Annotated in this window: 5 protein-coding genes; all 5 read right to left on the minus strand. The window is 75.7% G+C overall.

The features are described from left to right. Nucleotides 1-17: 17 nt before the first annotated feature. On the minus strand, nucleotides 18-713 hold the full coding sequence (locus ACGFNF_RS29950; protein WP_357580162.1) for a hypothetical protein: 696 nt from the start codon (nucleotides 711-713) through the stop codon (nucleotides 18-20). Further along, a complete protein-coding gene (locus tag ACGFNF_RS29955; protein ID WP_357580161.1) occupies nucleotides 676-1,740 on the minus strand; it encodes a GSCFA domain-containing protein in 1,065 nt (354 codons plus the stop codon). The genes ACGFNF_RS29950 and ACGFNF_RS29955 overlap by 38 nt, the downstream gene beginning before the upstream one ends. Beyond that, nucleotides 1,737-11,213: an amino acid adenylation domain-containing protein gene (locus tag ACGFNF_RS29960; RefSeq protein WP_393172247.1), complete on the minus strand. Its 9,477-nt coding sequence runs from the start codon at nucleotides 11,211-11,213 to the stop codon at nucleotides 1,737-1,739. Before ACGFNF_RS29960 ends, ACGFNF_RS29955 begins: the two co-directional genes overlap by 4 nt. Next, complete coding sequence (locus ACGFNF_RS29965; protein ID WP_393172249.1) at nucleotides 11,213-15,271, minus strand: amino acid adenylation domain-containing protein; 4,059 nt, start codon at nucleotides 15,269-15,271, stop codon at nucleotides 11,213-11,215. The genes ACGFNF_RS29960 and ACGFNF_RS29965 overlap by 1 nt, the downstream gene beginning before the upstream one ends. Continuing rightward, a partial coding sequence (locus ACGFNF_RS29970) for an amino acid adenylation domain-containing protein (protein WP_393172251.1) occupies nucleotides 15,268-21,334 on the minus strand: 6,067 nt, incomplete at its 5' end. The genes ACGFNF_RS29965 and ACGFNF_RS29970, both read right to left, overlap by 4 nt.

Raw genomic sequence — 21,334 nt, forward strand, 5'->3', positions numbered from 1 at the left:
CCCTCCTGGATTCGGTGTCACAGCCCCCGCGCCAGCAGGTCGGCCACGATCAGCCGGCCGAAGGCGAGGTTGCCGTGGATCGGGTCGTCCGGCTCGCAGAACGCGGCCCGCTGCCGGCCCGCGCCGTCGGTGACCCGGGCCCGCAGGTCCACGATCTCCACGCCGAGCGCGACGAGCGCGCGGCGGACCGTCTCCTGGGCCGCCATGAACACCAGCGGGTCGGACATCCCCGGCACCCGCTGTGGCGGCAGCACCGCGAGGACGCGCAGCCCCAGGTCGAGGGCGTGGCGGTAGAAGGCCAACGCGTCGCGGGCCATGGCGCGCACGATGTCGTCGAAGAGCCCGCTGGCGAGGAAGCCCGCCGGGAAGGCGCCGTCGCCCGCCCGGTAGATCCGCCAGTTCTCGGTGGTGGCGAAGAAGTGGGCGCTGAGCCCGAACGTCGAGACCAGCGGGACGGCGAGCTGCCCGACGTCGGCCACGCCCAACTCGGCCAGGAAGCCGCGGTGGCGTTCCTGCACGGCGGCGTCCCGGAACACCAGGCCGTCGTCGCGGACGTCGAAGAAGCCGACGTTGAAGTCGCGCCCCGAGCCGACCGGCCCGCCGACGAAGGGCAGCCCGGCCGCCGTCGCCGCGCGGGCGATCGGCCCGGCGTGCGAGTCGCCCAGCAGCAAAAATCTAGCCGGCGCGGTAGTGGTCGAGGACGGCGTCGTCACAGTAGAGGTCACCTCCGTCGGCGTCGGCGCGGCGGTCCGCCGCCGGCGCGGTCCGATCACTTGGCCGGGTCCCGTTCCGGTCGCGTTCGAGGGCGTCGAAGAAGTGGCGCATGACGAAGGCGACCCCCGCCGGCGTCACGGCGCGCAGGTTCGGCGCGAAGAAGACCCCCCGGAACGGGAAACCGGTGATCAGCTCGTACGAGGGGAAGTAGTCGACGTGGTCGTGTTCCTGGGCCAGTTGGCCCGCCGCGGCCCGCAGCACGGACTTGGAGTACCCGGTGGCGGTCAACGCGTGCGCCCCGGTCGCCGTCGCGGTGAGCGGCACCGGCGACACGGTCAGCAGCACGGTCAGCCGTGGGTTGGCGGCGCGCAGCAGCGCGACGACGGCGCAGAGGTCCCGGTGCACCTCGGCCACGGTGAAGTTGTGGAAGACGTGCCGCCCGGCGTCGAAGGTGCCCCGGACGGTGCCGGGGCAGACCGGGTGGACGGTGCCGGTGACCGCGTCCCGCCAGGCCTCGGTCAGACCGAGGGTGAAGATGAGACAGCCCGCCTCGGCGACCGCCCTCCGCATCGCCGCCAGGGTGGATCGGCGGGCGGCCAGGGTCGCCTCCGCCGAGTCGTACCCGTCGGGTTCGACCGACGGGCGGTACGGGTCGAAGAACCGGTCGCCTTCGCGCCAGACCTCGTCGGGCCCGGGGTCGTCCGTCAGCGCCCAGGTCAGCCACTGCCGCAGGCTGGCGGCGGTGTAGATGGTGCCGGTGCGGAAGGAGAACGCGCCGTAGTGGCGGGCCTGGCGCTCGGCCTCAGTCAGCCCCGGCGGGGGCAGCTCGGCCTCACACCAGTTCATCCCCTCGTCGCGCAGGGCGGGACCGAGGTGGCGGGCGAAGCAGGAACCGGCGGTGAGGACCGGATCGTCCGGGTCGAGGCCGAACTTCGGCGTCCACACCTCGCCGATGTCCCGCATCTCCGGCTCGGCCACGGCGGTGCGCCAGAACGACCGCGACGGCAACGACTGGTACGGGTTCATCGCGCCGCCCTCGGGTCGGTGGCCGACTCCGCCTCGTTGATGGCCCCGGCCACCGCGTCCACGTGCGGCGCCCCGACGATGCCGTAGTGGGTGGTGTCGACGAGGTGCCAGGCGAGCCCGGTCAGGTGCCCCCGCCACTTACGGGCCTGCTCCTGCGGCGCGCCGAGCGCCGGCAGCCCGGCCGTCGGGCGGCCCGCGAGCCAGAGCCGCCCGGGCGTCCCGGCCAGCCGGGGCAGGGTGTGCTCCGCCATGCTCGCCAGGTTGGCCCGGCAGCAACGCGCCAGCGCGTCCGCGTACGCCGTCGCCGCGGTGTTCGCGCCGGTCGCCGCCCCCAGCTCGTGGGCGAAGAGCGCGGCGAGCCGCTCCTCGTCGTACGCCCCGAGGGCCGGCGCGGCGTCCGGCGGCGGCGGGTCGAGCAGGTACAGCTCGTCCGCCGGCTGGCCGGCCGCCTCGGCCTCCGCCGCCATCCCGAGCGCCACCCAGGCGCCGAACGACCAGCCGGCGAGCCGCCAGCGCCACTCGTCGCGGGGGAAGCGGTCCCGCAGCGCGGCGTGGTAGCGCGCGGCCCGCTCCGCCAGCGACCAGGCCGGCTGCCCGGGGCGTGTCAGCGCGGGATCGGCGATGACGCAGACCGTGAGCTGCGGGTCGAGCGCCGACACCAACGGCCGGTACGCCTGGACGTCGCCGCCGACCGGATGGACCAGGCAGAGCACCGTACGCCCCCGGCCCGCCTGCCAGACCTCCACCGCCACGGCGGGGTCGGCGGGGTCGGCGGCGCGGACCGGCTCGCCGAGGAGCCCCAGCACCTCGGCCAGGCTCACCCGGTGGCTCAGCTGGGACAGGCCGAGGCTGACGCCGAAGTGCTCCTTGACCCGGTCGATCAGGTCCAGCAGCAGCAGCGAGTCGGCCCCCAGGTCGTAGAGGGACGCGGCCGGATCGAGCCGGTCGGCGCCCAGCCAGTCGCAGAGCCACTCGCCGACCTGCTCGGCGGCCGACCGGGGCAGTACGGCGGGTGTCGCGTCCGGCGGGTTGGCCGGTGGCGCGTAGAAATCCCGCGCCCGGTCCAGCGCGGTGGTGCAGACGAGCAGCTGCGGCAGCCGCAGCCGCAGGGCCTGCGCGAAGAGCCGGCGCCCCTCGTCCGCGGAGAGGCCGACCGCCAGGTGTGCCCGGTGCCGGGCGTCGGTGGGCAGGGCGTCCCGGGCCAGGCCCACCTCGCTCCAGACGTCCCAGCCCACGGAGATCCGCAGCGTGGTGTCGGCCCCGTCCGCCCGGTGCCGGGCGAAGCCGTCGAGCAGCCCGTTGGTGGCGGCGTAGTCGAGCTGGCCGACGCCGCCGAGCTGCGCCGACATCGACGAGCAGTAGACGACGAACGACGGCCGGTGGCGCGCGACCAGCCGCTCCACGAGCAGCGCGCCGTACGCCCTGCCGGCCGTGGCCCGCCGCATCGCGGCCGCGTCCCGCCGGCCGATCAGCCCGCCGGCCGCGATCCCCGCGGCGTGGACCACCCCGTCGACCCGGCGGGTGCGGGCGTCGAGCCGGGCCAGCAGTTCGTCGGGTCCGGTCTCGGCCAGGTCGCCCTCGACGAGGTCGACGCGATCGGCCCACCGCGTCAGCCCGGCCGGCAGCCTCCCGCGCCGCGCCAGCAGGACCACCCGGCAGTCGCCCTGCTCCAGCAGCCAGGCGGCGATGCTCCGCCCGATGCCGCCGGTGCCGCCCAGCACCACGTACACGGCCGGTCCGGCCGGCTGCGGATGCGTGGCGGGTACCGCCGGCAGCGGATGCGGGATCGGCCCGGCTGACTGCGGATGCGTGGCCGGCGGGCGGACCGGCAGCAGCGCCTGCTCCCACCAGTAGCCCCCGCGCAGCGCGAGTCGGCGGGGTGGTGGTGCCTCCTCCGCCAGCAGCGCCGCGAGCGCCGGCGCCCAGTCGGCCGGATCGGGGCCCGGCAGGTCCACCCAGTGGCTCGCGACGTCGCCCTCCTGGGGTGCGACCTCGCACACCCCGGCGAGCAGGCCCAGCTCCGGCCGGCGTACGTCGTCGTGCACGGGTTGCGCCTGCTGAGACAGCCACCAGGCCCGCAGCCGGGGCCGGCGGGGCAGCGCGGCGACGGCTGCCAGCAGCGCCGCCGGGGTGTCGACGCAGGCCCGGTACGAGTGGGCGAGCGCGTCCGCGCCGATCGGCCCGTCGACGGCCAGCGGCAGCGCGTGGAGCCAGTCGACACCGCCCTGCCCGGGCGCGGCCGGCGAGCCGGCGTCGGCGCCGGTCAGCGCGTCGAGCAGCCGGCCCAGCGAGCCGGGATCGGCCGGGTCGGCCTGGTAGCTGTCCGGTCCGAGCCGGGCGAAGCCGTCCGCGGCGGTGACGGCCACCACCCGGGCGTGGGACGCCGCGAAGGCGCGCAGCGCGGCCGGCGGGGGCGGTTCCGCCGCCATGATCACGAGCGTCTCCGGGCGGCGGGCACCGGGATCGGCCCCCGCGTGCCGCCAGCGCACCCAGTGCGGCTGGTGCAACCACTCGGCCTCGGGCAGCCGTGCCGGCCACGGCTGATCGGCCGGCGCCGCCCCGGGGGCCGCCGCCACCCCGGGCGACGCCACCTCGGCGGGCGACGCTGCCACGGCTGATGCCACCCCGGCGGGCGGTGCCAGACCGGCTGGCGACGCCACCCCGGGTGTCGCCACCGCGGGCGGTGCCGTCCCGGTCGGGAATGTCGTGCTGGCGGGCGACGTCGTGCTGGCGGGCGACGTCGCCCCGGCCGGCGGGGCGGCGCGGGCGAACTCGTGGTCGACGAGAACGAACGCTGGCGGGGGGAAGTCCCAGGGCGGCTGCGCCGGCCCGGCCGACCACCGGACCGGCCGACCGGCCAGCCAGGCGGCGACGAGGTCGGCCGCCGGCGGCGTACCGGCCGGGCCGGTGACCGCGACGGGTGCCGCCTCGACGGGGGTGACCTCGACGGCGGTCGCGGTGCGCAGCCAGGCCACGGCGGCGGCCGCGTCGGCGCAGACGGCCGCCGCCCGCCACCGGCCCGGCGTGCGGCCCGCCTGGAGGTGGCGCAGCACCCGGTGGTAGGCCTCGGGCCGGGCCGCCAGGTAGTCGGCGATGCGGTCGGCGTCGGCGCGCAGGCCGGCCGCGCTGCCGCTGGCGAGCAGCACCACCGGTACGCCGGGGACCGGCGGAGTGTCCGGGCCGGCGCCGACCTGCTCGATCGCCTCGCAGACCAGGTGGGCGTTGGTGCCGCCGATGCCGAAGCTGCTCACCGCCGCCACGCGTGGCCGGTCGACGGGCCAGGGCCGGGCCTTCGTGGGGATGTGGAACGGGGCCGGATCGGGGCCGAGCCGTGGATTGAGGCGACGGAAGTCGACGTTCGGCGGGATCAGCCCGTGGTGCACGGCCAGCACGGCACGGACCAGGCCGACCACCCCGGCCGCCGCGCCGAGATGACCGATCTGGCTCTTCACCGAGGCCAGCGCGACGCGACCGGATTCGGCCAGGTCGAACGCCTGGCGTAGCGCCGCCACCTCCACCGGATCGCCCAGCTCCGTGCCGGTGCCGTGCGCCTCCACGTAGCCGACGTCGCCGCTGGTACGCCCGCTGCGACGCAGCGCGGTACGGATCACCTCACGCTGGCCGGCGACCGACGGCGCGGCGTAGCCGATCTTCTCCGCGCCGTCGTTGTTGACGGCGGATCCGGTGATCACGGCGTAGACGGTGTCGCCGTCGCGCCGGGCCAGCCGCAGGGGCTTGAGCACGACCACGCCCACCCCGCTGGCGCCGACGGTGCCGCCGGCGTCGTCGCTGAACGGCCGGCAGTGCCCGTCCGGGGAGAAGATGTGCTGCGGCTGGTAGCGGTAGCCGGCCGTCAGCAGCGGGTCCACCAGCACGCCGCCGACCAGCATCACGTCACTGTCGCCCTGGCGCAGCAGCCCGGCCGCGACGTGGACCGCCACCAGCGAGCTGGCGCAGGCCGCCTGCACGGTGAAGGCCGGACCGGTCAGCCGCAGGTGGTAGGCGACCTTCGTGGCCAGGAAGTCCTTCTCGTGGTGCAGCGCCAACTGGAAGGAGTCCGGCAGCCGCGCCGGATCGGCTTCGCGCAGCATCGTCTGGAAGTACGTGTTCTCGCCGCAGCTGGCGAGCAGGCCGACCCGCTGCCCGCCGGGATCGGCGATGCCGGCGTGCGCCAACGCCTCGACGCAGCTCATCAGCAGGTGCCGCTGCTGCGGATCCATCAGCCGCGCCTCCTGCCGGCTGATGCCGAAGTGCCCCGGGTCGAAGCCGAGCACCCCGGCCAGCTGGCTGCGGGCGCCGACCAGGCCGTCGGCGGCGTCGAAGTGCTCGATGCCCCGGTCGCCGGCCTCCACCATCGCCCAGAAGGCGGCCAGGTCGGTCGCGCCGGGCAGCCGGACGGCCATCCCCACCACGGCGACCGGCTCGTCCGCCGGGCCCGCGACGGCCCCGTCCCGCCCGCCCACCGTCGCCTCCGTGGCCCGTCGCTCGGTGAGGAACCGGGCGAGGCGGCGGATGGTGACATGCTCGAACAGGTCGGGGATGCTCAGCGGCAGCCCTTCGGCGGCGCAGCGCAGGTGGAAGCGCATCAGGTCGAGGCTGCCCGCGCCCTGGTCGAAGAAGCGCCGGTCGGGTGCGATCGGCGTCCCGACGACCTCCTCGAAGAGCCCGGCCAGCCGTGACTCCAGGACCGACATGACCGGCGCCGGCGCGGCGACGCCCGGCCGCAGCTCCTCGCCCGGTGCGGTCAACGCGCGGCGGCGGTCCAGCTTCCCGCTGGCGGTACGCGGCAGCTCCGGCAGCCGCCGGAACCGGTCCACCCGCACGTACCCGGGCAGGAGCCCCGCCAGATGACCGGTCAGCTCCTCCGGGGACGGTGGATCCGCCCGCAGCTCCAGACAGGCGACCAGGTGCGGCTCGTCGCGGACCACCACGGCGTTGACCACCGCCGGGTGCGTCAGCAGGGCCGCCTCCACCTGGCCCAGCTCCAGCCGGTGCCCGCTCACCTTCACCTGCTGGTCGTCGCGGCCCAGGTAGTGCAGCAGGCCGTCGCGGTCGAACCGGGCCTGGTCGCCGCTGCGGAAGAACCAGCCGTCACCGGGCAGCTCGACGAAGCGGGCCCGGTCGAGCGCCGGATCGTCCAGGTAGCAGGGCGCCACCAGATCCCCGCCGATCAGCAGCTGCCCGGGGCAGTCCGGCGGCACCACCTCGTCGGCGGAGTCCACCACCCGCAGCCACGTGTTGGCGACCGGGCGGCCGATGGCGGGGCGGGCCGGCCAGGTGGCCGGGTCGCCGTCGAGGCAGAGGCTGCTGACCACGTGGGTCTCGGTCGGGCCGTAGTGGTTGAACAGGCGCGCACCGGGCAGGCCGGCGAACCAGCGGCGGATGCTGTCGGTGCAGATCAGCTGCTCGCCGGCGGTGACGACCTCCCGCAGCCGGGACGGGTACCGGCCGAGGCGGACCCCGTGCTCGGCCAGGAGTTGCAGGGCGACGTACGGCAGGAAGATCCGCTCGATGCCGGCGGTGTCGAGGTGCGCCAGCAGCGCCGGCATGTCCTGCCTGAGCCCGGGACGGGGCAGGTGCAGGGTGCCGCCGCCGCAGAGCGTGCCGAAGATCTCCTGGAAGGAGACGTCGAAGGAGAGCATGGAGAACTGCAGGGTCGCCGCCGCACCCGCCAGGCCGCCGGCCTCGCCCTGCCAGTGCAGGAGGTTGACCAGCAGGGCGTCGCCGACCTGCACCCCCTTGGGCGTGCCGGTCGAGCCCGAGGTGAAGAGCGTGTAGAGCGGGCGGCCGGCGTACGAGGGCGCGACGGGTGCGGCCGACCGGGACAGCACCACCGGGTGCCGGGGGTGAGCGCCCTCGTCGATCACGTCGAGGGCGGGCTCGTCGCCGGGCGCCAGCAGCACGCAGAGCGGGTCGACCTGGCCCAGCACCTGGCGCAGCAGCGCCGGCGGGTAGGCCCGGTCGAGCGGCACGACGGTCAGGTTGAGCCGGGCCGCCGCGAGCAGCGCCACCACGTGCTCCACCGACGGCGCGAAGAACAGGGCGACGCGGTGCCGGTCGCCGGCCGACACCGGATGGTCCCGCAGCAGCTCGGCGGCGAGCCCCGAGGCGTACGCGTCGAGGTCGGCGTAGCTGAGGCGATGGTCGCCGGCCACCAGCGCGGTCGCGGTCGGCTCCGCCCGCACGCGCCGGGCGAAGGCCTCGGCCACGGTGGGGAAGGCCGACGGGGTACGCGAACCCCGGCCGGGCTCGGGCAGGCCGCGGCGGTAGGGCCGCACCAGCTCGGCCAGCGTGCTCGGGCCGTGGCCGGTCAACGCGTCGAGGCCGCGCCGGAACAGCTCGGCCGCCGCCGCCACGTCGCCGGCGTCGAAGTGCTCGTCGGCGTACTCCCAGAGGCAGTCGAAGCCGGTCTCGTGCGCGACGACCGAGAGGGTGAGCGGACACTTGGCCTCGGTCGGGGCCAGCCAGACCGGCCGGGACGCGCAGCCGGGCAGCGCCAGCGCGGAGAAGTCGGTGTTGTCGAGGACGAAGAGGAAGTCGAACAGCGGCGCGTCGGCGCCGAAGTCGTGGTCGGCGACGGCGTGCGCGAGCGCCACGTCCTGCGCGTCGAGCACCGCGCGTACGGCGTCGGCCTGTCGGCGCAGCTGCGCCCGCAGCTCCTCGGCGGGCGCCAGCGCCAGCGGCAGCAGCACCGTGTTGGCGAACATGCCGACGCTCGTCTCGAAGTCGCGTACGGGCCGGTTCGCGACGGGGCTGGCGACGCGCGGGTGGGTGCGGCCGGTCACCCCGTGCACGGCCCAGCCGAAGAGCGTCAGCAGCAGCGGGAAGCGGGTCAGGCCCAGCTCGGCGCCGAGCCGGTCGAGGGCGGCGCGGCGTTCCGGGCCGATCGTGGTGTGGAGCAGGTGGTCCCCGGTGCCGCCGTGCTCCCGGACCGGCCGCAGCGGCGCGGCGACCTCCGTCACGTCGGCGTAGTGGCCGCGCAGGGCGTCGCGTTGAGCCCGGTAGGCCGGTCGGGTGAACCACTCGGCCTGCCACCGGGCGTAGTCCAGCGGGGTCGGGGCGGGCTCGTCCTCGTCCTCGGTCGTGCCGGCCAGCGCCGCCGCGTACGCGGTCGACAGCCCGCGGAACAGGACGTCGAGCGACCAGCCGTCCACCGCGATGTGGTGCAGGTGCAGCAGGAGCACCCCGCCGCCGTCGCGGGCCAGCCAGTACGCCCGCAGCATGCGCGGCTGCGCTAGGTCGAAGGGGGCGGCGAAGAGGGCACGGGCGCGCTCGCGCCACCCGGCCCCATCGCCGGCCCCGGCCCAGTCGTCAGCCCTGGCCCAGTCGCCGTCGCCGGCCCAGTCGTCGGCCCTGGCCCAGTCGTCGGCCCCGTCAGCGGCGGAAGCGGAAGCGGGAGTGGGCTCGCGCCACGGGTCGTAGGGTTCGCCGACCTCCTGGCGCAGCCCCTCCGGCGTGGCCCGGAAGGCGGTCCGCAGCGCCGCGTGACGCGTCACCACCCGGCGCAGCGCGTGCCGCAGCGCGTCGACGTCGACCCGGCCGCGCAGCTCGAAGGCGAGCCCCACGTGGTAGGCGGTGGACGCCGGCGCCCGCTGCTGCAACAGCCAGAGCCGTTGCTGCTCCGAGGTGGCCGGCGCGGACCGGGCACCGGACAGGGGAGCTGGCACCGGGTACGGCGAGCCGGTCGCGGTGCGGGCCGTCGCGACCGCCGCGGCCAGCTCGGCGAGGTCACCGCCCAGCACCACCGCCTGCGGCACCTCGGCGCCCCAGCGCCGCTGGATCTCGAAGCGCAGCCGCAGCGCCTTCAGCGAGTCCCCGCCGCTGGCGATCCACCTGTCGTCCGGTCGCAGGTCGGGCACGCCCAGCACCTCACCGGCCAGCCCGAGCACCGCCCGCTGCCACGCCGCGCCCGCCGCCTCGGCCGGACCGCCGTCGCGCCCGCCGTGCGGGTGCGGGTCGTCTCGCCCAGCACGCCAGGGCGGGTCGTCGCGCCGCAGGAGCGCGTCGGCGTCCACCTTGCCGTTCGCCGTCAGCGGCAGCGCCCCGACCCGGTGGACCCGGTGCGGGCGCAGGTACGGCGGCAGGGTCGCGGCCAGGTGCCTGTCGAACTCCGCGAACGAGAGATCGGGAGCCGTCACCAGGTACGCCAGCAGCTCGTTCGTGCCGTGCACCGGGTCGCGCCGGGTGCACACGTACGCCTGCCGGACCCCCGGGTGGGCGAGGACCTGCCGCTCCACCTCGCCGGGTTCGACCCGGAAGCCCCGGACCTTGACCTGCCGGTCGACCCGGCCGACGTACTCGACGCGGCCGGCGGCGTCGGCGCGCACGAGGTCCCCGGTGCGGTAGTGGCGGCCGGCGGAGCCGTCCAGCCAGGGCAGCCGGACGAAACGCGCGGCGGTCTCCTCGGGCAGGTTGCGGTAGCCGGCCGCCAGCGCCGCGCCGCCCAGGTACAGCTCGGCGACCTCGCCCGGCGCGGCGACACGCTCGCCGTCGACCACCAGGTGCGCGTCGGTGCCCGGCAGCACCCGGCCGATCGGCACCACCTCGGCGTCGAAGTCGCGCGGGATCGGATGGCACAGGGCGAACGTGGTCGCCTCGGTGGGCCCGTAGACGTTGTGCAGCCGGGTGCGGCTGGCGGGGTTGTCGCGGTACCAGCGGCGGATCAGCCGGGCGTTGAGCTGCTCGCCGCCGACGAGCACCTGGCCGACGTCGGCGAAGCAGTGCGGCCGTTCGTCGACCACCGCGTTGAACAGCGCCACGGTGATGAAGAGCGTGTCGATCCGCTCCCGGCGCAGCGCGGCGTCGAGCAGGTGCGGCGTCGACACCGTCTCGTCGTCGAGCACGACGCAGCAGCCGCCGGTCAGCAGCGGCACCCAGACCTCGAAGCTGATCGCGTCGAACGCCGGGTTGGCGAGGCTCGCGTAGCGGGCCGCCGGGGGCAGCACGAGGTAGCCGGGGCGGGCCAGCCGCAGGATGCCCGCGTCGCGCACCTCCACGCCCTTGGGGCGGCCTGTGGTGCCCGAGGTGTAGAAGACGAACGCGACCGGCGCGGGCGGCCCGTCCGACCCGGTCGCCGGGTCTCCCGCCAGCAGGGCCTCCGCCGGCAGCGGCCGCACCCCGTCGGGCAGGTCGCCGGGCGCGTCCGGGCCGTGGACCACCGCCACGGCGCCCGAGTCGCGCAGCATGTGGTCCCGCCGCCCGGGCGGGCTCTGCCGGTCCAGCGGCACCACGGTCGCGCCGAGCCGCAGGACGCCGAGCATGACGCAGACCAGCCGCCAGCCGCGCGGCAGGTGCACCGCGACGGCCTGACCCGGGCGGGTCCCGGCCCGGCGCAGGGACCGGGCGACGGCGGCGCTGGCGGCGTCCAGGTCGGCGTAGCTGAGGCGCCGGTCGCCGTCGGCCACCGCAACCGCGTCGGGGGTACGGCTGGCCTGGGCGAGCACGGCGTGCGCGAGACCGGGACCCTGGACCATCACGCCTCCCGTACGGCCGGCGTCGTCGGACGGGCGTGGGAGAGCCGGTCCATCTCGCCGCGCAGCAGCGCGGCGACCCGCAGCACCACCGCGCTCTCCAGGATGTCCCAGTGGTCGCAGTGCACCCGCTCCAGCAGGAAGTCGGCGTCGCCGCGTCGCCGCCAGAAGGCGCGCACCTCGCGCAGGAAGGCCTCGTCGCGCCCGGCGGTGGCCTGCAACAGCACCAGCCGGGCCGGCGACGCGGGGGTCGGATAGTCGCGCATGGTGGACCGGTTGTGGTTGTAGACGCGGTGGTACTGGTCGATCTGCTCGTCGTCGATGCCCGGGTACATCCCGTTGAACTTGATGAGCTTGTCGCGGAACTCGGCCATGTCCACCGGCTCGATCGCGCCCCGGTGGGCCGGGTCGTCGGTGCCCAGGGTGTCCAGCAGGACCACGCTCAGCCCGGGATGCCCGGCGAGGGCCAGCCGGCGTCCCATCTCGTACGCGACAAGCCCGCCGTAGGAGAGCCCGGTGAGCACCACCGGCCCGTCCAGCAGGTGCGCGACCTGCCCCAGGTACGCCTCGGCCATCGCCTCCACAGTGGGCAGGAACTCCTCGCCCGGGTTCACCCCCGGCGACTGGATCCCGTACACGCCGAGGGACTCCGGCAGCGCCTTGGCCAGCGACAGGTAGCAGAACGCGGTGCCGCCGGCCGGGTGCACGCAGATGACCCGGCCGGCGCCGTCGCCCGCCCGGAACTCGATCAGGTTGCTCGGCGGCCGGCCCGACGCGCCCCGCCGCAGCCGTCCGCCCAGCGCCTCGATCGTCGGGTGCAGCATGATCTCGTGGACCGGCAGCGGTTCGCCGAACGCCTCGCCGATCGCGTGGGCCAGCTTGATCGCCGAGATCGAGGTGCCGCCCACGTCGAAGAACCGGTCGCCGATGCCGATCTCCGGGTGCAGCAGCAGGCGCTTCCAGATCTGGTAGAGGGTCAGCTCGATCTGGTCGCGCGGGCTGGCCAGGTTGACCTGCCAGGGCGCTGCGGTACGGGCCAGCCGCAGCACCTCGTCGCGGTCGAGCTTGCCGTTGGCGGTCAGCGGCAGCCGCGGCAGCTCCACGAAGAGCGACGGGATCATGTAGCCGGGCAACCGTCGCGACAGCGCCTCGCGCCACTCGCTGACCAGCAACGGCGCCGCCCCGTCCCGGGCCACCCCGGCGACCAGCCTCGGCTCGCCGGCGGCGTCGGAGTCGACCAGCACCGCCGCCTCGCGTACGTCCGGCCGGTCCCGCAGCGCGGCCTCGATCTCGCCCAGCTCGATGCGGAAGCCCCGGATCTTGACCTGGCCGTCGCGGCGGCCGAGGTACTCGATGTTCCCGTCGGGCAGCAGCCGGGCCAGGTCGCCGGTGCGGTAGAGCCGTTCCCCGGGCACGAACGGGTCGGGAACGAACCGCTCGGCGGTCGCACCCGGCCGGCCCAGGTAGCCACGGGCGACGCCGACGCCACCGATGTGGATCTCGCCGGTGACCCCGACGGGCACCGGCTCCCGCCGCTCGTCGAGCAGGTGGACGCGGGTGTTGGCGATCGGCCGGCCGATCGGGCACCGCCGGGCGGACGGCTGCGGGTCGAGGTAGGCGGTGCTGTAGACGGTGGTCTCCGTCGGCCCGTACCCGTTGAGGACCCGCAGCCCGGGCAGGGCCTCCTGCATCCGGTGCAGGCCCTGCTCCGGCAGCGGTTCGACCCCGACCAGCAGCTGGCGCAGCGCCGACCCGGCCAGGCGGGCCGCCGGATCCTCGTCGATCCACCGGACGAAGGCCGGCGGCAGGTAGGCCTGCACGACGCGGTGCTCGCGCAGCCAGCCCATCAGCGCCGCCGGGTCGCCGCGCAACTTCTCCGGTACGAGGTGCAGGGCCCCGCCCGTGGTCAGCGGCAGGAAGATCTCCTGCACGGAGACGTCGAAGCCGACGCTCGACCAGAGCGCCGCCGCCTCCCCCTCGGCGGCACCGAGCCGCGACACCCAGTGGTCGAGCAGGTTCACGACGCCGCCGTGGGCGACCGCGACGCCCTTGGGGCGGCCCGTCGAGCCCGACGTGTAGATCACGTACGCCAGGTTGGCGGGGTGCACGACGACGCCGGGCGGACCGTCGTGGCGCCCCTCGGCCTCGACGGCGGCCAGGTCGTCCTCGCCGAGCACCAGGGCCGGCGCCGCGTCGGCGACCATGCCGGCGAGCCGCTCCGGCGGCAGGGCCGGGTCCAGCGGCAGGTAGGCGGCCCCGGCCTTGAGCACGCCCAGGATGGCGACGATCAGCCCGGCCGAGCGCCGCGCGTGCAGGCCCACCACCTGGTCGCGGCGTACGCCCCGGGCGATCAGCGCGTGCGCCAGGCGGTTGGCCCGCCGCTCCAGCGTGGCGTAGTCCAGCCGCTCGTCGTCGTCGGCCACGGCGAGGGACTCGGGGTGCCGCCGCGCCTGCGCCGCGATCCGCCGCACCACGTCCGCCGGGTCGGTGGGCGGTCGCGCGGTGCGGTTCCACTCGACCAGCAGGCGGTGCCGCTCGTCCGCACCGAGCAGCCGCAGCGCGCCGACCGGGGCCGACGGATCGGCCGCCACCTGGGCGAGCAGGTGGACGAAGTGCCCGGCCAGCCGGGCGATCGTCGCGGCGTCGAAGAGGTCGGTGTTGTACTCGAAGACGACGTGCAGCTCGTCGGCGTGCTCCAGCACCTCGACCGACAGGTCGAACTTGGCCGCGCCGGTGCTGCTCGACAGGGGCCGCAGCTCCAGGCCGGGCAGCGCCAGCCGGCCGCGCGGGATGTTCTGGAGCACCAGCATCACCTGGAACAGCGGCGAGTAGCTGGTGTGCCGCTCCGGGTTGAGCGCGTCCACGAGCTGCTCGAACGGCAGGTCGGGATGGGCGTACGCGTCGAGCAGGTGCCGGCGGACGTCGGCCAGCAGCGCCGCGAAGGACTGCTCCGGGTCCAGCCGGTTGCGGATCACCACCGTGTTCACGAAGTGGCCGATCAGGCCCTCCACGTCCCGGTGGTTGCGGTTGGCGAACGGGGTGCCGACGCAGACGTCGTCCTGCCCGCTGTAGCGCCACAGCAGCACCGACAGGGTGGCCATGAGCGTCATGAAGAGCGTGGCGTCGCCGGCCCGGCCCACCTCCCGCAGGCCCCGCAGCACCGCGGCGTCCACGGTCGTGCCGTGGGTCTCGCCCTGGTAGCGCTGCACCGCCGGGCGGGGCCGGTCGGTCGGCAGGGCCAGCAGCGCGGGCGCACCGGCCAGGGTCCGCGTCCAGTAGCCGAGCTGGCGCTCCAGCTCGCCGCCGCCGAGGTGCCGGCGCTGCCACAGCGTGTAGTCCGGGTACTGCACGGGCAGCTCGGCCAGCGCGGGAGCCTCGCCCCCCGCGTACGCGGCGTAGAGCGCGGTGACCTCGCCGATCAGGATGCCGACGGACCAGCCGTCGGCCACCATGTGGTGCACGGTGAGCAGCCAGCGGTGCTCGTCGGGCGCCAGCCGGAGCAGGCAGCTGCGGAGCAGGGGGCCGGCGGCCAGGTCGAACGGCGCCCGCGCCTCGGCCTCGGCGGCCTCGTCGGCCCGGCGGGAGCGCTCCAGGCGGGGGAGCGCGGTGAGGTCCGCGACCGGCAGGGCGACCGGCCCGGCGGGCCGCACCACCTGGCAGGGCTCCTCGTCGATGAGCGCGAAGACGGTACGCAGCGCCTCGTGCCGGCGTACCACCTCGGTCAGGGCGCGGGCCAGCGCGGCCACGTCCAGGGCGCCCACGACGTCGAAGGCGACCGGGTTGTTGTAGAACGGATTGCCGGGGGAGAGCTGGTCGAGGAACCAGAGCTGCCGTTGGGCGAACGCGACCGGCACCGGCGCGTCCGGTCGCGGCCGGCGGGGGATCGTGTCCGCGTCGGCGCCGGTCAGGATCGCGACCAGCTCCTCCTTGTGCAGCTTGAGGTCGGCCAGCAGGTCGGGCGTGAGGACCTCGCGGGAGCCCGTGAGGCGCAGCCGGTCGCCGTCGACCCGCAACCCGACCGCGTGCCGGTTGAGCGTGTCGAGCAGCTCGTAGGCGTTCACAGCTCGACCGTGATCGTGTCGGTGGCGTCGGGCCCGGCCGGCTCCGCCCCGGGACGGCCGCCGCCGAGCAGCGCGTAGACCAGCCGGTGCGAGGGGTCCAGGTCGAACAGGGCGGGCAGCTCCGCCGTGTCCAGGGCGCCGACGCCGCACAGGCCGAGACCGTGCTCGGGGGCGGCCATCGTCAGCAGCTGGGCCATGGCGCCCGCCTCGATCGCGGTGAAGGTCGCACTCTGCTCCTGGTAGAGGGGCTCGATGGCCGCGCGCTGCGCCACGAGGAACAGCGCGAACGCGGCGCCCTCGAAGACCGGCCGGTTGACGAAGTAGTCGAAGGCGTCCGGGCTCAGCTCGCGGTCACGGCCGAGCGCCAGCAGCCGGTGCGCCGCCGGGTCGTGGTAGTACGCCCCGCCCGGCACCCCGTCGATGCGTCCCGCCTTGACCAGGACGTACGTCTGCACGGCGTAGGTGCCGCCGGCCGAGCCGTACTGGAACTTGGCCCGACCGTCGACCTCCCGCTGGGCGAGGGTGGCCAGCAACCCGCCGAGCGCCTCCGCCGGCAGCGGGTCCGCGGCGAAGCGGCGCACCGTGCGGTAGCCGGTGTACCGCCGGTCGTACGCCGGGTCGGCCGGCGCGGTCAGCGCGACCGCCGGGGTGTCGGGCGCGAAGCCGCGACGGCCCCGCCCGTCCGAGGTGAACGCGGCGCGCGCGGCCGGGTCCTCGACCACCGTGGCGGCCCGCTGCGCGGCCGCGACGACGGCCCGCTCGGCGGTGTGTTCGCGGAACATCCGCAGCAGGTCGGCGAGGGTCGGCTGGCGCATCAGCCGGGCGAGCTTCGGCCGGAAGCCCAACTCGCCGGAGAGGGCGTTCGCGATCCGGACGACGTCGATCGACGTGGCGCCGAGCATCAGCAGGTTGGCGTCGGGCGCGACGACGGGCAGGTCGAGGATCTCGGTGACGATCTCCACCAGCCGGTTCTCGGCCGGGTCGGTGAGCACCGGTGCCTCGGCGACGGTCTCCGGCGACGGTTTCGGGTCGGGGAGCTGGCCCCGGTCGACCTTTCCGTTGGCCGACAGCGGCAGCGCGTCGAGGACGGTGAACGACGACGGCACCATGTACGCCGGCAGCCGCTGCTCCAGGTACGCCACGAGGGCGGCCGGCTCGGGGGCGGGACCGTCCGCCACCACGTACGCGGCCAGCCGCTTCTCGCCCTGCGCCTGACCGAGCAGCCGCAGCGCGGCGGCGCGTACGCCCGGGTGGGCCTCCAACGCCGCCTCGATCTCGCCCAGCTCGATCCGGTAGCCGTGCACCTTGACCTGGCCGTCCTCGCGGCCGAGGAACTCGATCGTGCCGTCCGGGCGCAGCCGGCCCAGGTCGCCGGTGCGGTAGAGCCGCTCGCCGCTGACCGGGTGGACGACGAAGCTGGCCGCCGTCGCCGCCTCGTCGCGCCAGTAGCCCCGCGCCAGCCCGGCGCCGCTGATCCAGAGGTCGCCGGTGGCCCAGGTGGGCCGGGGACGCAGGGCGTCGTCCAGCACGTGGACCCCCTGGTGGGCCAGCGCCCGGCCGTACGGGATGCTGCGCCAGGCCGGATCGACCTCGTCGACCGCGTGGTGGATGGACCAGATCGACGCCTCGGTGGCGCCACCGAGGCTCTCGACCCGGATCCCCGGCAGCGCCTTGCGCAGCCGGTCGGGGAGGGTGAGCGGGATCCAGTCCCCGGAGAGCATGGCCAGCCGCAGCGATTCCGGCAGCGGATGGCCGGCGTCGGCGTCGTCGAGCAGCATGCCGGCCAGCGCCGGCACCGAGTTCCAGACGCTGACCCGGTGGGCGTGGGCCACCTCCCGCCAGTGGGCCGGGTCGCGGGCCAGCTCCGGGTCGAGCGTCACGACCGCCGCGCCGGCCGCGAGGGTGCCGAAGATGTCGAAGACGGAGAGGTCGAAGCTGAGCGCGCTGACGGCCAGGACCCGGTCGGCGGGCCCCACGGCGAAGCGCGCGTTGACGTCGAGCAGCGTGTTCACCGCACCGCGGTGGTCGATCGTCACCCCCTTCGGCGTGCCGGTGGACCCGGACGTGTAGATCACGTACGCGACGTCGGTCTCCGCCCGCTCGACCGGCCGGAGCGCCGGCCCGCCCGCACCGACGGCGGCCGCGTCCACCACCAGGCGCGCGACGCCCTCGGGCAGGGCCACCCGGTCCGACCCGGTCAGGACCAGCCCCGCCCCGGCCCGCTGGAGCACCCGGGCCACCCGCTCGGCCGGCCAGTCGGGGTCGAGCGGCAGGTACGCGCCCCCGGCGTGCAGGACCGCGAGGGTGGCGACGACCTGCTTCCAGCCCCGGTCGAGCAGCACCGCGACGAGCTGGCCGGGCCCGACGCCGCGGTCCTGGAGCCGCCCGGCCAGCCGCCGTGCCTCGACGCGTACGGTGGCGTGGTCCAGGTGCCGGTCCGGGGCGAGCACGGCGGGCGCGGCGGGGGTCGCCAGCGCCTGCCGGTCGACAAGCTCGTGCAGGAGCCCGCGATTGGCCGGCGGGGCCATCGGCACGGGCGGGGCGAGCGGCCCGTCCAGCGTGCCGTACCAGGCGTCCGGCTCCGCCAGCCGCCCGAGCAGCTCCCGGTACGCCGCGAACATCTCGGCGACCAGGCCGGCGGGGAAGAGCTCGTCGATGCTGTCCCAGTTGACGTGCAGCCGCCCGCCGGCCTCCAGGACCGTGTGGTCGATCCACACCTGCGGGGTCTGGGTGATGCCGTGCAGCACCTCGCCGCCGAGCGCCGCCGCGAGGCCGCTGTCGCCGACGTCGGGGGCCGATTCGGTGAGCGTGCTGTTGAAGACGACCGGCAGGGCCGCGTGGCGGGTGCCCCGGGCGCGGGCGAGTTCGCGGTTGACCCGTACGCCGCTGACCGCCGAGTGGTCGATGTCCTGCCAGAGCTGCTCCTGCACCGCACGGGCCCGGGTCACGAAGTCGACCCCGGCCGCCACGTCGACCTCCAGCAGCACCAGCGACGTGAAGTCGCCGATCACCGCGTTGATGCCGGGATGCAGCGGCAGCCGGTTGAACAGCGGCAGGCTCAGCGTGAACCGCGACTGGCGGCTCCACCGGGCGAGCACCTGCGCGAACGCGGTCACCAGCAGCACCGACGGGGTCACCTGGTGCCGGCCGGCGAGCGCCTTCAACCGGCTCCAACGCTCCGCCGGCACCACCTCGTCGTAGCGGGTGAAGCGCGGCCGTTCGACGCTCTCCGGCTGCCGTTCCAGCGGGAGCTGCGGCGCGGGGGCCAGCGTGCCGACCCGCTCCCGCCAGTAGTCGAGGGCCCGCTCGTAGCGTGGCGTGTGCCGCAGGGCCCGTTCGGCCAGGACGTAGTCGCGGAAGGTCACCGCGAGCGGCGGCAGGTCGACGTCCGGGTCGGCGTAGAGCAGCGCCAACTCGTGTTCCAGGATCTGCCCGCTGGCCGCGTCGAGGATCAGCGCGTCGAGGCTGACGTGCAGCCGCGCCTCGCCGTCGAGCAGCGTCACCGCGAACTCGAACAGCGGCCAGCGGCCGGCGTCGAACACCTGGTGGGACATCCGCTCCCGGGTCTCGCCCAGCCGGCGGTCGGCGGTCTGCGGGTCGAGCCCGCGCAGGTCCTGCCGGGCCATCGCGTAGCGCGGCACGTGCGGCAGGACCCGCTGGACGCCGTCGTGGAAGACCGCGCGGAGCATGTCGTGGCGGTCGACCAGCCGGTGCAGCGCCCGGGTGAAGCGCTCCTCGTCGAAGTCGCGCAGCCGCAGCTCGCTGTAGCCGTGCGCGCCGACGCCGCCGAGCTCGATGGTGGACCCGCGGCCCACCCAGTAGGCCTCCTGGATGTCGGTGAGCGGGAACGGCTCGTACCGGCCGGCGGGATCTGCGACGAGCGACGGCAGGGCGTCGACGGCGGGGGAGCCGGGCCCCGCCAGCTCGGCCGCCAGGTCGGCCAGGACCGGCTTCTGGAAGAGGGTACGCAGCGACAGCCGCGCCGACATCCGCTCGTTGATCGCGTGCACGAGCCGGGTCGCCAGCAGCGAGTGGCCGCCCAGCGCGAAGAAGTCGTCGTGCGCGCCGACCCGGTCGCGGCGCAGCACCTCGGCCCAGATGGTGGCCATCCGGGCCTCCCGGTCGTCGCGCGGCGCGACGTAGGCGGTGGCGAGGTCGGCCTGCTCCGGTGCGCGCAGGGCCCGCCGGTCCAGCTTGCCGTTTGCCGTCAGCGGCAGCCGCTCCAGCACCACCCAGCGGGTCGGCACCAGGTGCTCGGGCAGCCGGCGCCGCAACTGCTCGCGGGCCGCCTCGGCGGTGACGTCACCGACCAGGTAGCCGACCAGGTGCGGGTCGCCGGGGGTGTCCTCGCGCAGCAGCACGGCCGCCTCGCGGACGCCCGGAACGAGCCGCAGGGCGCTCTCCACCTCGCCCGGCTCGACCCGGAAGCCGCGCACCTTGACCTGGTCGTCGGCGCGCCCGACGAACTCGATGGTCCCGTCGACCCGGCGGCGGACCAGGTCGCCGCTGCGGTACATCCGCTCGCCTGGCCCGGCGAACGGGTCCGGCAGGAACCGTTCCGCGGTCGCCGCCGGCCGGTTGAGGTAGCCGCGCGCCAGGCCGGACCCGCCGATGTAGAGCTCGCCGAGCACGCCCGCCGGCACCGGCTCGCACCGCTCGTCGAGCACGTAGAGCCGGGCGTTGGCGATCGGCCGGCCGATCGGCGGCAGGGCCGGCCAGTCGGCCGCCGCCTCGGTGGCCAGCGTGAACTGGCTGACCACGTGGGTCTCGGTCGGACCGTACTGGTTGTAGAGGTACCGGCCGCCCAGCCCCACCACCAGGGCCCGGACGTCGTCGTTGACCCGCAGCGCCTCGCCGGCGGTGACGATCTCGCACCCGGGCGCGAGCGAATCGGCGGCCCCGGTGAGACCGGCCAGCTGGTGCAGCACGGCCGCCGGCAGGAACGCCCGCCGTACGCCCTGCTCGGCCAGGACGTGGCGCAGCCGGCCCAGGTCCCGGCCGCTCTCCTCGCCGATCAGCACCAGCGTGCCGCCCTGGCAGAGGGTGCTCCAGATCTCCTGCGCGGAGACGTCGAAGCCGATCGAGGCGAACTGGAGCACCCGCTGCGGCGCGGGGCTGCCCGGCGCGGCGTAGCGGAGCTGCCAGTCGATCAGGTTGTCCAGGCACCGCCAGGTCTGCGCCACGCCCTTGGGGCGGCCGGTGGAGCCGGAAGTGTGGATGACGTAGGCGAGGTGGTCGGGTCGGGTGCCGGGGTCGGGGCTGGTGGTGGGGTGCTCGGCCCAGCGGTGTGCGTCGGTGTCGAGGTCGACGAGGGGCGCGTCGGTGAGGCCGTCGAGGGTGGCGCGGGTCGCGGCGTGGGCGAGGACGGCGACCGGGGCGCCGTCGGCCAGCAGGTGGGCCAGGCGTTCGGCGGGGTGCGCCGGGTCCAGGGGCAGGTACGCGCCGCCGGCCCGGGCGACGGCCAGGAGCGCGACGATCAGCTCCGGCGACCTGCGCAGGCAGACCGCGACGAGGGTGTCGGGGCCGACGCCGTGCGTGCGCAGGTGGTGGGCGAGCCGGTTGGCGCGCGCGTCGAGGTCGCGGTAGGTGAGGGAGGTGCCCTCGAAGGTGACCGCCGCCGCGTCGGGGGCCGCGGCGACCCGCTGCGCGAAGCGGGCGACGACGCCCTTGTCCACCGGGGACGGCTCGGCCTGGCGCAGCGCCTGCTCCCGTTCCCGCTCGTCGAGCAGGGTCAGCCGGTCGATGGGCTGGTCGGGGTGCGCGACGAGTTGGGTGAGGACGTGGCGCAGGTAGCGGATGTGCCGCTGGGCGGTGGCGGTGTCGAACAGCGCGGTGGCGTATTCGAGGCTGCCGGTGATGCGGCCGTCGTGCTCGGCGAGGGCGAGGGTGAGGTCGAACTTGGCCGTGCTGTGGGGCGGAGGCAGGGCGGTGACCCGCAGGCCCGGGAGGGTCAGCTCGCCGTCGTCGGTGTTCTGCCAGGCGAACATGACCTGGAAGAGGGGGGTGTGGGCGAGGTTGCGGGTGGGGTTGACGGCTTCGACGACTTGTTCGAAGGGGAGGTCC

Source organism: Micromonospora sp. NPDC048868 (assembly GCF_043198195.1).
GTDB lineage: Bacteria > Actinomycetota > Actinomycetes > Mycobacteriales > Micromonosporaceae > Micromonospora > Micromonospora reichwaldensis.